Below are 13,953 nucleotides of genomic sequence, written 5' to 3' on the forward strand. Positions count from 1 at the left end.
CCACCGTGCTCATCGGTTCGCACGTCCACCAGGACGATCCTCTGGCCGCCGCGCAGGCGGACGGCGCCGACGCGGTGCAGTTCTTCCTCGGCAACCCGCAGAGCTGGAAGAAGCCTAAGCCGCGCGACGACGCCGAGGCGCTGAAGGCGTCCACGATCCCGCTGTACGTCCACGCGCCGTACCTGATCAACGTGGCGTCGGCCAACAACCGCATCCGCATCCCGTCGCGCAAGATCCTGCAGGACACCTGCGACGCGGCCGCGGCGATCGGCGCGACCGCGGTGATCGTGCACGGCGGTCACGCCGACGACAACGACATGGAGGCCGGCTTCGAGCGCTGGGTCAAGGCGCTGGACTACCTCGAAACCGACGTGCGGGTGTACCTGGAGAACACCGCGGGCGGCGACCACGCCATGGCCCGCTACTTCGACACCATCGGTCGGCTCTGGGATCACATCGGGGACAAGGGCATCGGATTCTGCCTGGACACCTGCCACGCGTGGGCCGCGGGCGAGGAACTGATCGACGCGGTCGACCGGATCAAGGCCCTGACCGGCCGCATCGACCTGGTGCACTGCAACGACTCGAGGGACGCGGCGGGCTCCGGCGCCGACCGGCACGCCAACTTCGGGACCGGCCAGATCGATCCCGAGCTGCTCGTCGCGGTGGTCAAGGCCGCCGACGCCCCGGTGATCTGCGAGACGGCCGACGAGGGCCGCAAGGACGACATCGCGTTCCTGCGGGAAAACACCGGCGGCTGATCCACGGGCCCATGCTCGGTCGGCTGGCGACGCTTTTCGGCGTGGTGATCCTGGTCGCCGGTTGCTCACCGTGGCCCGAGCTGCCGTCGGGATTCGTCACCGGCACCAGCGTCCACCACATCAACGTCGGCGGGCACGATCGCGACTATCGGCTCTACCAGCCCGCGGGAGTGCCGGCGTCGGCCGCGCTGGTGGTCGTCATGCACGGCTATTCCGGCAGCGCCGCCCAAGCCGAAAGAGGTTATGACTGGGACCGTTTGGCCGATTCCGCCAAGTTCCTCGTCGCCTATCCGGACGGCTTCGACCGCGCCTGGAACGTCGACGGGGAGGGCTGCTGCGGCCGGCCGGGACGGGAGGGCGTCGATGACGTCGCCTTCATCGGCGCGGCCGTCGCCGAGATCGCCAAGAACGTCGGCATCGACCGGGCCAAGGTCTACGCCACCGGGATGAGCAACGGCGCCATCATGGCCTACACGTTGGCGTGCGCCACCGAGATTTTCGCGGCGATCGGCCCGGTCGCCGGCACGCAGTTGAGCCTTTGCCGCGGCCCGCACCCCGCCTCGGTCATGCACATTCACGGCACCGCCGATCGGCTCGTCCCGTACGGCGGCGGGCAGGGCTTCAGCGTCATCAACGGCCCGTCGGCGCCCGACGTCAATGCGTTCTGGCGCAACGTGGATCAATGCGGCGCCCCCGCCGCGACCACCAGCGGCCCGGTCACCACGTCGACGGCCGCGTGCGCGGGCAACCGCGGCGTCGTCCTGATCACCGTCGACGGCGGCGACCACGAGTGGCCGCCGTTCGCGACCAAGACGCTTTGGCAATTCTTCGCGGCGCACCCGCGCTGATTATTACAGGTCTTGTGCGGCTGTCGGAAAACTGTAACATGGGTGGCATGCCTGATACCCATGTCGTGACCAACCAGGTGCCGCCCCTGGAGAACCACAACCCGGCCACGTCGGCCGTGCTCGTCGAGGCACTCATCCGCGAGGGCGGGCAGTGGGGCTTGGACGAGGTGAATGAGCTTGGGGCGCTTGCGGGCAGCCGCGAAGCGCAACGATGGGGCGAGCTCGCCGACCGCAACCGGCCGGTGCTGCACACCCACGACCAGTACGGGCACCGCGTCGACGAGATCGAGTACGACCCGGCCTACCACGAGCTGATGCGCGCGGCGATCGCCCATGGCATCCACGCGGCGCCGTGGGCCGACGGGCGGCCCGGCGCCCACGTGGTGCGCGCCGCCAAGATGTCGGTCTGGAACGTCGAGCCCGGACACACCTGCCCCGTCTCGATGACCTACGCCGTCGTCCCGGCGCTGCGTTACAACCCTGACCTGGCCGCGGTTTACGAGCCGCTGCTGACCAGTCGCGAGTACGACCCCGAGCTGAAACTGGCCACCACGAAGGCCGGCATCACCGCGGGCATGTCGATGACCGAGAAGCAGGGCGGCTCCGACGTGCGCGCCGGCACCACCCAGGCGACCCCCAACGCCGACGGCAGCTACAGCCTCACCGGCCACAAGTGGTTCACCTCGGCGCCGATGTGCGACATCTTCCTGGTGCTGGCGCAGGCGCCGGGCGGCCTGTCCTGCTTCCTGCTGCCGCGGATACTGCCCGACGGCACCCGCAACCGGATGTTCCTGCAGCGGCTCAAGGACAAGCTCGGCAACCACGCCAACGCGTCCAGCGAGGTGGAGTACGACGGCGCCACCGCGTGGCTGGTCGGCGAGGAGGGCCGCGGCGTCCCCACGATCATCGAGATGGTCAACCTCACCCGGCTGGACTGCACGCTGGGCAGCGCCACCAGCATGCGCACCGGCCTGACCCGCGCCATCCACCATGCCCAGCACCGAAAGGCGTTCGGCGCCTACCTGATCGACCAGCCGCTGATGCGCAACGTCCTGGCCGACCTGGCCGTCGAGGCGGAGGCGGCCACGATCGTCGCGATGCGGATGGCCGGCGCCACCGACAGGGCGCTCCGTGGCGACGAGACCGAGGCCCTGCTGCGCCGGATCGGCCTGGCCGCCGCCAAGTACTGGGTGTGCAAGCGCGCCACCCCGCACGCCGCCGAGGCGCTGGAATGCCTGGGCGGCAACGGCTACGTCGAGGACTCCGGCATGCCGCGACTGTTCCGTGAGGCGCCGCTGATGGGCATCTGGGAGGGCTCGGGCAACGTCAGCGCGCTGGATACGTTGCGCGCCATGGCAACCCGCCCCGAGTGCGTCGAGGTGTTGTTCGGCGAGCTGGCCCAGACCGCGGGTCAGGATCCCCGGCTGGACGGCCACGTGGAACAGGTGCGGCAGCAACTGGCCGACCTGGACAACATCGCCTACCGCGCCCGCAAGGTCGCCGAAGACATCTGCCTGGCGCTGCAGGGCTCGCTGCTGGTCCGGCACGGCCACCCCGCCGTCGCCGAGGCGTTCCTGGCCACCCGGCTGGACGGCCGATGGGGCGGCGCGTTCGGCACCATGCCGGCCGGGCTGGACCTGGCCCCCATCCTGGAGCGGTCGCTGGTAAAGGGCTGAGCCGCAACATGACTCACGCGATCAGGCCGGTCGACTTCGACAACCTGAAGACGATGACCTACGAGGTCACCGATCGGGTTGCGCGCATCACGTTCAACAGGCCGGAGAAGGGCAACGCGATCGTCGCGGACACCCCGCTCGAGCTCTCGGCGTTGGTGGAGCGCGCCGACCTCGACCCGGCCGTCCACGTCATCCTGGTGTCGGGCCGCGGCGAGGGCTTCTGCGCGGGGTTCGACCTGTCCGCCTACGCCGATCGCACCGGGTCGGCCGGGGGGACCGGCGCGTATCAGGGCACCGTGTTGGACGGCAAGGCCCAGGCGGTCAACCACCTGCCGAATCAGCCGTGGGACCCGATGATCGACTACCAGATGATGAGCCGCTTCGTGCGCGGGTTTTCCAGCCTGATGCACGCCGACAAGCCGACGGTGGTCAAGATTCACGGGTACTGCGTGGCCGGCGGCACCGACATCGCGCTGCACGCCGACCAGGTGATCGCCGCCGCCGACGCCAAGATCGGCTACCCGCCGACCCGGGTGTGGGGCGTGCCCGCGGCCGGCCTGTGGGCCCACCGGCTCGGCGACCAGCGCGCGAAACGCCTGCTGCTCACCGGCGATTGCATCACCGGCGCGCAGGCCGCCGAGTGGGGCCTGGCGGTGGAGGCGCCGGAGGCGAAGGATCTCGACGAGCGGACCGAGCGACTGGTCGAAAGGATCGCCGCGATGCCGGTCAATCAGCTGATCATGGTCAAGCTCGCGCTCAATTCGGCTCTGTTGCAACAGGGTGTGGCAACCAGCAGGATGGTCAGCACCGTGTTCGACGGCGTCGCGCGGCACACCCCCGAGGGACACGCCTTCGTGGCCGACGCGGTCGAGCACGGCTTCCGGGAGGCGGTTCGTCATCGCGACGAGCCCTTCGGTGACCACGGCCGGCGCGCGTCAGAGGTGTAGGCCATGCCAGACATGACGGCCCGGTCGGTGGTGCTCAGCGTGCTGCTCGGCGCCCACCCGGCTCACGCTCGGGCCAGCGAATTGATCCGGCTCACCGCGGATTTCGGTATCAAGGAGTCGGCGTTGCGGGTGGCGCTGACCCGCATGGTCGGTGCCGGTGACCTGATTCGCTCCGCCGACGGTTATCGGCTCTCGGATCGCCTGCTGGCCCGTCAGCGACGCCAGGACGATGCGATCGACCCCCGGGTGCGCCCGTGGGACGGGGAGTGGGTCACGCTGATCGTGACCGGCGTGGGAAAAGACGCCCGCACGCGGGCGGTGCTGCGAACTACCCTGCACCACAGCCGCTTTGGTGAACTCCGCGAAGGGGTCTGGATGCGCCCGGACAACATCGACGGGGAGCTGGGCGCCGACATCACGGCGCAGGCGCGCGTCCTGCGGGCACGCGACGACAACCCCGCCGAGCTGGCCACCCGGCTGTGGGACCTGCCGGGCTGGGCGCGGGCCGGTCACCGGTTGCTCGACGAGATGGGCGCCGCGCCAGACATTCCCGGCCGCTTCGTGGTGGCCGCGGCGACGGTGCGCCACCTGCTGACCGACCCGGTGCTGCCCAAAGAACTCCTGCCGGCCGACTGGCCCGGGGCCCGGCTGCGCGCGGCCTACCATGACTTTGCCGCCGAGCTACTCAAACGGCGTGAACCACTATTTGCGGAGGCGACATGAGCGATCCGGTGCGCATCGAGCGGAACGGCCCGGTCACCACGGTGATCCTCGATCGGCCGGGGGCGCGCAACGCCGTCAACGGCCCCACGGCCGCCGCGCTCCACGCGGCGTTCGACGAGTTCGACCGCGATGACACCGCATCGGTGGCCGTGCTCTGGGGCGACAACGGAACCTTTTGTGCCGGGGCCGATTTGAAGTCCTTCGGCACGCCCGACGCAAACGCAGTGCACCGCACCGGCCCCGGGCCGATGGGGCCGACGCGGATGGTGCTGTCCAAGCCGGTGATCGCCGCCGTCAGCGGCTACGCCGTCGCCGGGGGCCTGGAGCTGGCCCTGTGGTGCGACCTGCGGGTCGCCGAGGAGGACGCCGTGTTCGGCGTGTTCTGCCGGCGCTGGGGAGTCCCGCTCATCGATGGCGGCACCGTGCGGCTGCCCCGGCTGATCGGGCAAAGCCGCGCCATGGACATGATCCTCACCGGTCGCGGCGTCCGGGCCGACGAGGCGCTGGCGATGGGGCTGGCCAACCGCGTCGTGCCCAAAGGCCAAGCGCGCCAGGCGGCCGAGGAACTGGCGGCACAGCTCGCCGCCCTGCCGCAGCAGTGCCTGCGCTCGGATCGGCTCTCGGCGCTACATCAGTGGGGCAGGGCGGAAGCCGAGGCGATCGACTTCGAATTCGCCAGCATCTCGCGGGTCGCCGCGGAGGCCGTCGAAGGCGCCGGCAGGTTCGCCGCGGGCGCCGGGCGCCACGGCGCGCCGGCGAATTAGCCTGGCGGCCCTAGCCTTTGCTGATGGTGTTGCCCGAGCCGAGGTTGTCGACCTTGGGGGCGCCGTCCTTGTAGGTGACGGTGTTGTTGAAGCCCACCACGCTGATTCGCGTGTCGACCTTGTCGATGGTGATCTTGTTGTTGGCGCCGCCGATGGTCACCGTCGCGCAGGTGCCGGTGACAGTCAGCGTGTTGTCGGAGCCGCCGACGTTGAGCGACTTGCCGGTGGCGCAATCGAGCGTGGCCGTGGTTCCCATCGATCCGTAGTTCAGCGAGTTGCCGATCTCGATGGAGGCCGTCGTGCTCGCGCCGCTCGAGCTCGTCGGCGCGGCCGCGCCGCTCGTCGTGGTGGCGGTGCTCTTCGTCGTCGTCGTCGTCACGCCACCGGGCGGATTGGCCGTCGAACTGCACCCCGCCAGCACTAGGGCCGCGGCGGCCGGCGCGAGGGCGAGCGTGGCCAGCCTGGACGAGCGGTCGGTGATGTGGTCACGCATGGATCCTCGATTCCCGTTGGATGGTGCCGTGCCTCAGCCCGGCACCTGCTGGAGCCGGTTGGTCATGCCCAGTTCGCGCCCGCGGTCCCACAGGACCGGCGATCCGCTGTGAAAGAAGACGGTCTCGTCGTACCCGTACACGGTGATGTCGTGGGTGACCGAGTCCGCGATGACGGTGTTACCCGACCCCATGACCGTGACGGCCCAGCAGTTCCCCTTGGCGTTGACGGTGTTCGAGGTGCCGTTGACGATCAGGGTGGAGTCGTTGCAGTCCAGGGTCTGGTCGACGCCCTGCCCGGTGACGTGGGTGTCGCCGTTCTTGGCGTGCGCGTCCGGCGCCGGGGCGGCGGGGGCGGCGACGACGACGGCACAAGCGACCAGCGGCCCCGCGACGGTTGACCACTTCACTGCACGCCCCCTTTAAAAGACGGGTGAATCCGCTCGAATGAGCCTACGAGTTTCCCGGCCGCCGTCAACTAGAGTCATTAGTCAACCCACCCGGGATCAATCGAAGGGCGATCGCCATGGCAGCTCCGGAACCGCCGCCGGCGGCTGGGCGCCAGCGCGCCGGGAAGTCGGGCTCCCGCCCGGCCAAACTGAGCCGCGACGGCATCGTGGACGGCGCGCTGACCTTCCTGGACCGGGAGGGCTGGGACTCGCTGACCATCAACGCGCTGGCCACGCAGCTCGGCACCAAGGGGCCGTCGCTGTACAACCACGTGGACAGCCTGGAGGACCTCCGCCGCGCGGTGCGGATCCGGGTCATCGACGACATCATCACGATGCTGAACCGGGTCGGGGAGGGGCGCGCCCGCGACGACGCGGTGCTCGTCATGGCCGCCGCCTACCGCAGTTATGCGCATCACCACCCCGGCCGGTACTCGGCCTTCACCCGGATGCCGCTGGGTGGCGACGACCCCGAGTACGCGGCCGCCACCCGGGGCGCGGCCGCACCGGTGATCGCCGTGCTGGCCTCTTACGGCCTGGACGGTGCCGAGGCCTTCCACGCCGCGCTGGAGTTCTGGTCCGCGATGCATGGCTTCGTGTTGCTGGAAATGACCGGCGTCATGGACGACATCGACACCGACGCGCTGTTCTCCGACATGGTGTTGCGGCTGGCTCGGGGTTTGGACGGGCTGGAAAGGCGCAACGCGCACCAGCACGCCGCGCCGCAATAGCCCGATGATCGCCGCTTTGACCTGCGAGACCGGCGGCGGGTATTGTGGTAGCTCGTGCCTGGCGGCTTGCGGCGCCTGACGTAAGGAAGCGGATGCCGGGCTAATTCGCATGTCCTCGACGCACCGGATCGAACTCCGTGCTGAGCGCTTGCGACACACCCGGCCGCGGGGTACAGGAGTTAGTCCGGGGCGGGGGAAAACGGCAGTACACAGACTTAATAGCTAGCCAGAACGAAAACTTCAACACAGAAAGCCGGTAGATGCCAACCATTCAGCAGCTGGTCCGCAAGGGTCGACGGGACAAGATCGGAAAGGTCAAGACCGCGGCTCTGAAGGGCAGCCCGCAGCGCCGTGGCGTATGCACCCGCGTGTACACCACCACCCCGAAGAAGCCGAACTCGGCGCTTCGGAAGGTCGCGCGCGTCAAGCTGACGAGTCAGGTCGAGGTCACGGCGTACATCCCCGGCGAGGGCCACAACCTGCAGGAGCACTCGATGGTCCTGGTGCGTGGCGGCCGGGTTAAGGACCTGCCCGGTGTCCGGTACAAGATAATCCGCGGTTCGCTCGACACCCAGGGCGTCAAGAACCGCAAGCAGGCTCGTAGCCGTTACGGCGCCAAGAAGGAGAAGAGCTGATGCCGCGCAAGGGGCCCGCACCCAAGCGTCCGCTGGTCAACGACCCCGTCTACGGGTCGCAGCTGGTCACCCAGCTGGTGAACAAAGTTCTGCTCAAGGGGAAGAAATCGCTCGCCGAGCGCATTGTTTATGGAGCGCTCGAACAGGCCCGGGAAAAGACCGGCACGGACCCCGTGATCACGCTCAAGCGCGCGCTCGACAACGTCAAGCCCGCCCTGGAGGTGCGCAGCCGCCGCGTCGGTGGTGCGACCTACCAGGTGCCCGTCGAGGTGCGCCCGGACCGGTCCACCACGCTCGCGCTGCGCTGGCTTGTCAGCTTCTCGCGGCAGCGCCGGGAGAAGACCATGATCGAGCGGCTGGCAAACGAGCTTCTGGATGCCAGCAACGGCCTCGGGGCCTCCGTCAAGCGGCGAGAGGACACCCACAAGATGGCCGAGGCCAACCGCGCCTTCGCGCACTATCGCTGGTGAGCGCACCGGCATAGTGGCCGGGCGCAAATAAGACAGCTAACCAAGCAATCGAAAGAGTGGGAAGACTTCTGTGGCACAGAAGGACGTGCTGACCGACCTCACCAAGGTCCGCAACATCGGAATCATGGCGCACATCGACGCCGGCAAGACGACGACGACCGAGCGCATCCTCTACTACACCGGCATCAGCTACAAGATCGGTGAGGTGCACGACGGCGCCGCCACCATGGACTGGATGGAGCAGGAGCAGGAGCGCGGGATCACCATCACCTCCGCGGCCACCACCTGCTTCTGGAACGGCAACCAGATCAACATCATCGACACGCCCGGCCACGTCGATTTCACCGTCGAGGTCGAGCGCAGCCTGCGCGTGCTCGACGGCGCGGTCGCCGTCTTCGACGGCAAGGAGGGCGTCGAGCCGCAGTCCGAACAGGTCTGGCGGCAGGCCGACAAGTACGACGTGCCCCGCATCTGCTTCGTCAACAAGATGGACAAGATCGGCGCCGACTTCTACTTCTCGGTGCGCACCATGGAGGAGCGCCTCGGCGCCAACGTCATCCCGATCCAGCTGCCCGTCGGCTCGGAGGGTGACTTCGAGGGCGTCGTCGACCTGGTCGAGATGAAGGCCAAGGTGTGGCGCGGGGAGACCAAGCTCGGCGAGACCTACGACACCATCGACATCCCGGCCGAGCTCGCCGAGAAGGCCGACGAGTACCGCACCAAGCTGCTCGAGGCCGTCGCCGAGACCGACGAAGCGCTGCTGGAGAAGTACCTCGGTGGCGAGGAGCTGTCGATCGAGGAGATCAAGGGTGCGCTGCGCAAGCTCACCATCAGCTCCGAGGCCTACCTGGTGCTGTGCGGCAGCGCGTTCAAGAACAAGGGCGTGCAGCCCATGCTCGACGCGGTGATCGACTACCTGCCCTCGCCGCTGGACGTGCCGCCGGCCGTCGGGCACGCGCCGGGCAAGGAGGACGAGGAGGTCGTGCGCAACCCGTCGACCGACGAGCCCTTCTCGGCGCTGGCGTTCAAGGTCGCCACGCACCCGTTCTTCGGCAAGCTGACCTACGTCCGGGTGTACTCGGGCAAGGTCGATTCCGGCAGCCAGGTCATCAACGCCACCAAGGGCAAGAAGGAGCGGCTGGGCAAGCTGTTCCAGATGCACTCCAACAAGGAGAACCCGGTGGAGACCGCCTCGGCCGGTCACATCTACGCGGTGATCGGGCTGAAGGACACCACCACCGGCGACACCCTGAGCGACCCGAACCACCAGATCGTGCTGGAGTCGATGACCTTCCCCGACCCGGTGATCGAGGTGGCCATCGAGCCCAAGACCAAGAGCGACCAGGAGAAGCTCTCCCTGTCGATCCAGAAGCTCGCCGAGGAGGACCCGACCTTCAAGGTGCACCAGGACGTCGAGACCGGCCAGACCGTGATCGGCGGCATGGGCGAGCTGCACCTGGACATCCTCGTGGACCGCATGCGCCGCGAGTTCAAGGTCGAGGCCAACGTCGGCAAGCCCCAGGTGGCGTACAAGGAGACCATCCGCCGCGTGGTGGAGAAGGTCGAGTACACCCACAAGAAGCAGACCGGCGGCTCCGGCCAGTTCGCGAAGGTGCTGATCAGCCTCGAGCCGTTCCACGGCGAGGACGGCGCGACCTACGAGTTCGAGAACAAGGTCACCGGTGGGCGCATCCCGCGCGAGTACATCCCGTCGGTGGACGCCGGCGCCCAGGACGCCATGCAGTACGGCGTGCTGGCCGGCTACCCGCTGGTGAACCTCAAGGTCACCCTGCTCGACGGCGCCTTCCACGAGGTCGACTCGTCGGAGATGGCGTTCAAGATCGCCGGCTCGCAGGTGCTGAAAAAGGCTGCGGCGCAAGCCCAGCCGGTGATTCTGGAACCGATCATGGCCGTCGAGGTCACCACGCCCGAGGACTACATGGGTGACGTGATCGGCGACCTGAACTCCCGCCGTGGCCAGATCCAGGCCATGGAGGAGCGGGCGGGTGCGCGCGTCGTCAAGGCGCACGTGCCGCTGTCGGAGATGTTCGGCTACGTCGGCGACCTGCGGTCCAAGACTCAAGGCCGGGCGAACTACTCCATGGTGTTCGACTCGTACGCCGAAGTGCCGGCGAACGTGTCGAAGGAGATCATCGCGAAGGCGACGGGCCAGTGAGTTCGAGCTTGCGAGTAAGCTGGCCCGGTTAACACCGCGGCCGAAACCCAGAAAATCAACACTGCTTAACAAAGCACCAACAAGTCGGAGGACATAACAGTGGCGAAGGCGAAGTTCCAGCGGACCAAGCCCCACGTCAACATCGGGACCATTGGTCACGTTGACCACGGCAAGACCACCCTGACCGCGGCTATCACCAAGGTCCTGCACGACAAGTACCCGGACCTGAACGAGTCGAAGGCGTTCGACCAGATCGACAACGCCCCCGAGGAGCGTCAGCGCGGTATTACGATCAACATCGCGCACGTCGAGTACCAGACCGACAAGCGCCACTACGCGCACGTCGACGCCCCTGGCCACGCCGACTACATCAAGAACATGATCACCGGCGCCGCCCAGATGGACGGCGCGATCCTGGTGGTCGCCGCGACCGACGGCCCGATGCCGCAGACCCGCGAGCACGTGCTGCTGGCCCGCCAGGTCGGCGTGCCCTACATCCTGGTCGCGCTGAACAAGGCCGACGCGGTCGACGACGAGGAGCTGCTCGAGCTCGTCGAGATGGAGGTCCGCGAGTTGCTGGCCGCCCAGGAGTTCGACGAGGACGCCCCGGTGGTGCGGGTATCCGCGCTCAAGGCGCTCGAGGGCGACGCCAAGTGGGTCGAGTCCGTCGAGGAGCTGATGAACGCGGTCGACGAGTCGATTCCGGACCCGGTCCGCGAGACCGACAAGCCTTTCCTGATGCCCGTCGAGGACGTCTTCACCATCACCGGCCGTGGCACGGTTGTCACCGGTCGTGTGGAGCGCGGCGTCATCAACGTGAACGAGGAAGTCGAGATCGTCGGCATCCGCCCGTCCACCACCAAGACGACCGTCACCGGTGTGGAGATGTTTCGCAAGCTGCTCGACCAGGGCCAGGCCGGCGACAACGTCGGGCTGCTGCTGCGTGGTATCAAGCGCGAGGACGTCGAGCGCGGCCAGGTCGTGACCAAGCCCGGCACCACCACGCCGCACACCGACTTCGAGGGCCAGGTCTACATCCTGTCCAAGGACGAGGGCGGCCGGCACACGCCGTTCTTCAACAACTACCGCCCGCAGTTCTACTTCCGCACCACCGACGTGACCGGTGTGGTGACGCTGCCGGAGGGCACCGAGATGGTGATGCCCGGTGACAACACCAACATCACGGTCAAGCTGATCCAGCCCGTCGCCATGGACGAGGGCCTGCGGTTCGCGATCCGCGAGGGTGGCCGCACCGTCGGCGCCGGCCGGGTCGTCAAGATCATCAAGTAAATCTCGCTCACACGAAGCCCGGGCTGCCGATCGGCGGTCCGGGCTTCGTGCATTTTCATGCGTTTTCAGTTCGGACGAGGCTGGCGAAATTGCGCTGCGGGAGGCCTCGCCGCGGATACGATCTGCCCCGTAATGACCCAGTTTTCGGGGAGCCGCGCATAAGGCGGCCCCCGAACTGTGCCGGAGGTTGCGATGTCGTTCGTGTTCGCTATGCCCGAGTATGTCCAGGCCGCCGCCGCGGACTTGGCGAACATCGGCTCGACGATCAGCTCCGCCAACGCGGCGGCGCTGGCCCCGACGTCGGGCGTGCTGGCCGCCGGCGCCGACGAGGTGTCGGCCGCCATCGCGTCGCTGTTCGGCGCGCACGCGCAGGCCTATCAGGCGTTCGGCGCGCAGGCGGCGTCGTTCCACCGGCAGTTTGTGCAGCTCATGAGCGGCGGCGCGGCGCAGTACGCCGCGGCGGAGGCCGCCAACGCCTCCCCGCTGCAGACCGCCGAGCAGGAGGCGCTGGGCGCCATCAACGCTCCGTTCCAGACGTTCACCGGGCGCCCCCTGATCGGGGACGGCGCCAACGGCGGCCTCGGGCAGGCGGGCGGGGCCGGTGGCTGGCTGATGGGCAACGGCGGCAACGGCGGGGCCAGCACGACCGCCGGAGTGGCCGGTGGCAGCGGCGGCTCGGCCGGACTGATCGGCAACGGCGGGGCCGGCGGGGCTGGCTTCAGCCCGGGCGCGGTCTCCGGCGCCGTCGCCGGGACCAACGGCGGCGCCGGCGGCCACGGTGGTTGGCTGTATGGCAACGGCGGGGCCGGTGCGCCCGGCGGGGCCGGGGCCACCGGCTTGCTCGCCGGGGACAGCGGCGGCAACGGCGGCAACGGCGGCGCCGGCGGGGGCGCCGGACTGTTCGGCGGGGCGCCCGGCGCGGGCGCCAACGGCGGGGCCGGCGGCAACGCCTTCCAAAGCGCGACGGTGGCGAACGGCGGCAATGGCGGCAACGGCGGCGCCGGCGGGGCGCCCGGCCTGATCGGCAACGGCGGGCTCGGCGGGTCCGGCGCGGACGGCGGGGTCAACCAGACCGGCCTGCCGGGCAACAATAACAACGCCGGCGGCAACGGCGGCGTCGGCGGCGCGGGCGGCGCCGGCGGGCGCGGCGGGTGGCTGTACGGCGCGGGCGGTGACGGCGGAAACGGCGGCGTGACCAACGGCTTCAATGTTGGTAACGGCGGCGCAGCCGGCAACGGCGGCAACGCGGGGTTACTCGGCGTCGGCGGGACCGGCGGCGTGGGCGGAGCCGTCCCCGGCGGTGGGACCGGAGTGACCGCCGGCGCGTCGGGCACCGGCGGCAACGGCGGATTCCTGGACGGCGCCGGCGGGGTGGGCGGGGCCGCGGGCGCCCCCACCAATGGGATTGGCGGGAACGGCGGCAACGCGGGCCTCTTCGGCGCCGGCGGCGCCGGTGGTGCGGCGTCCGGGTTCTTCGGACACGGTGGTCAGGGCGGCCTGGGCGGGCGGCTGAACGGCGCCGGTGGCGCCGGTGGGGCCGTGACCGGAATTCATTCGACCGGCGGAAATGGGGGCGCGGCGGGATTGTTCGGTACCGGTGGTGGTGGCGGTGACGCGTCCGCCTCCCCCCAAGGGGTTGGCGGTAACGGCGGGACTGGCGGGTCGCTCGTTGGCGACGGAGGCGCCGGCGGAGCCGGCGGAGTCAACGGAAGCGGGGGGACGGGCGGCACCGCCGGCGCCGTCGGCAACGGCGGCAACGGCGGATCGGCTGGGGGGTTGAGCGTCGGCGGTAACGGCGGGAACGCCCAGTACATCGGCAACGGCGGCAACGGCGGCAACGGTCATACGCCCGGCACGGGCGGCACCGGCGGGACCCTCTACGGCACGGCCGGCGTAAACGGCAGCTGAAGCGCGTCCGGCCCCGCCCGATTGCCGAAACTGGAGGCGGGCCGGGCAAGTTAATATAGATTCAGCCTATTGCGTCCGTGTCTA

General features: G+C 69.2%; 14 protein-coding genes. 12 read left to right on the top strand and 2 right to left on the bottom strand.

What is annotated here, in order from left to right:
- Positions 1 to 5 precede the first annotated feature (5 nt).
- From A5655_RS19700 to A5655_RS19725, 6 genes are read left to right on the top strand one after another with little or no spacing between them, the layout of a single operon-like run.
- Positions 6 to 761, top strand: coding sequence for a deoxyribonuclease IV (locus A5655_RS19700; RefSeq protein WP_067012960.1), 756 nt, complete (start codon positions 6 to 8; stop codon positions 759 to 761).
- An 11-nt stretch (positions 762 to 772) separates the two neighbouring features.
- Complete coding sequence (locus A5655_RS19705; protein ID WP_067012865.1) at positions 773 to 1,609, top strand: PHB depolymerase family esterase; 837 nt, start codon at positions 773 to 775, stop codon at positions 1,607 to 1,609.
- A gap of 47 nt (positions 1,610 to 1,656) precedes the next feature.
- Positions 1,657 to 3,285, top strand: coding sequence for an acyl-CoA dehydrogenase family protein (locus A5655_RS19710; protein ID WP_067012961.1), 1,629 nt, complete (start codon positions 1,657 to 1,659; stop codon positions 3,283 to 3,285).
- 8 nt (positions 3,286 to 3,293) lie between these two features.
- On the top strand, positions 3,294 to 4,232 hold the full coding sequence (locus A5655_RS19715; protein WP_067012866.1) for a crotonase/enoyl-CoA hydratase family protein: 939 nt from the start codon (positions 3,294 to 3,296) through the stop codon (positions 4,230 to 4,232).
- Between the two features lie 3 nt (positions 4,233 to 4,235).
- Entirely contained in the window at positions 4,236 to 4,955 is a 720-nt protein-coding gene (locus tag A5655_RS19720; protein ID WP_067012867.1) for a PaaX family transcriptional regulator C-terminal domain-containing protein, read from the top strand.
- Positions 4,952 to 5,719 carry a crotonase/enoyl-CoA hydratase family protein gene (locus A5655_RS19725; RefSeq protein WP_067012869.1) on the top strand — a complete coding sequence of 256 codons (768 nt, stop codon included), beginning with the start codon at positions 4,952 to 4,954 and terminating at the stop codon, positions 5,717 to 5,719. Before A5655_RS19720 ends, A5655_RS19725 begins: the two co-directional genes overlap by 4 nt.
- Before the next feature lie 10 nt (positions 5,720 to 5,729).
- Here the strand turns inward: A5655_RS19725 and A5655_RS19730 are convergent, their stop codons facing one another.
- Positions 5,730 to 6,212 (bottom strand): DUF3060 domain-containing protein, encoded by a 483-nt coding sequence (locus A5655_RS19730; protein WP_067012871.1) that lies wholly within the window; start codon positions 6,210 to 6,212, stop codon positions 5,730 to 5,732.
- A 33-nt stretch (positions 6,213 to 6,245) separates the two neighbouring features.
- A complete protein-coding gene (locus A5655_RS19735; RefSeq protein WP_067012873.1) occupies positions 6,246 to 6,620 on the bottom strand; it encodes a DUF3060 domain-containing protein in 375 nt (124 codons plus the stop codon).
- A gap of 116 nt (positions 6,621 to 6,736) precedes the next feature.
- On the opposite strand from A5655_RS19735, the gene A5655_RS19740 reads away from it, so the two are divergent.
- The 6 genes from A5655_RS19740 to A5655_RS19765 all read left to right on the top strand — a co-directional run bounded on the left by A5655_RS19740 (position 6,737) and on the right by A5655_RS19765 (position 13,869).
- Positions 6,737 to 7,390: a TetR/AcrR family transcriptional regulator gene (locus A5655_RS19740; protein WP_067012876.1), complete on the top strand. Its 654-nt coding sequence runs from the start codon at positions 6,737 to 6,739 to the stop codon at positions 7,388 to 7,390.
- A 260-nt stretch (positions 7,391 to 7,650) separates the two neighbouring features.
- Positions 7,651 to 8,025 (top strand): 30S ribosomal protein S12, encoded by a 375-nt coding sequence (gene rpsL, locus A5655_RS19745; RefSeq protein WP_003879423.1) that lies wholly within the window; start codon positions 7,651 to 7,653, stop codon positions 8,023 to 8,025.
- Positions 8,025 to 8,495 (top strand): 30S ribosomal protein S7, encoded by a 471-nt coding sequence (rpsG, locus tag A5655_RS19750; protein WP_067012878.1) that lies wholly within the window; start codon positions 8,025 to 8,027, stop codon positions 8,493 to 8,495. Before rpsL ends, rpsG begins: the two co-directional genes overlap by 1 nt.
- A 70-nt stretch (positions 8,496 to 8,565) precedes the next feature.
- Complete coding sequence (gene fusA / locus A5655_RS19755) at positions 8,566 to 10,671, top strand: elongation factor G (protein ID WP_082978755.1); 2,106 nt, start codon at positions 8,566 to 8,568, stop codon at positions 10,669 to 10,671.
- 99 nt (positions 10,672 to 10,770) lie between these two features.
- Positions 10,771 to 11,961, top strand: a complete 1,191-nt coding sequence (gene tuf, locus A5655_RS19760; RefSeq protein ID WP_067012880.1) for an elongation factor Tu — start codon at positions 10,771 to 10,773, stop codon at positions 11,959 to 11,961.
- Positions 11,962 to 12,153: 192 nt separating this feature from the next.
- Positions 12,154 to 13,869, top strand: coding sequence for a PE family protein (locus A5655_RS19765; protein WP_067012881.1), 1,716 nt, complete (start codon positions 12,154 to 12,156; stop codon positions 13,867 to 13,869).
- Positions 13,870 to 13,953 lie beyond the last annotated feature (84 nt).

The organism is Mycobacterium sp. 1081908.1, from assembly GCF_001673535.1.
In the GTDB taxonomy this organism is placed as follows: Bacteria; Actinomycetota; Actinomycetes; order Mycobacteriales; family Mycobacteriaceae; genus Mycobacterium.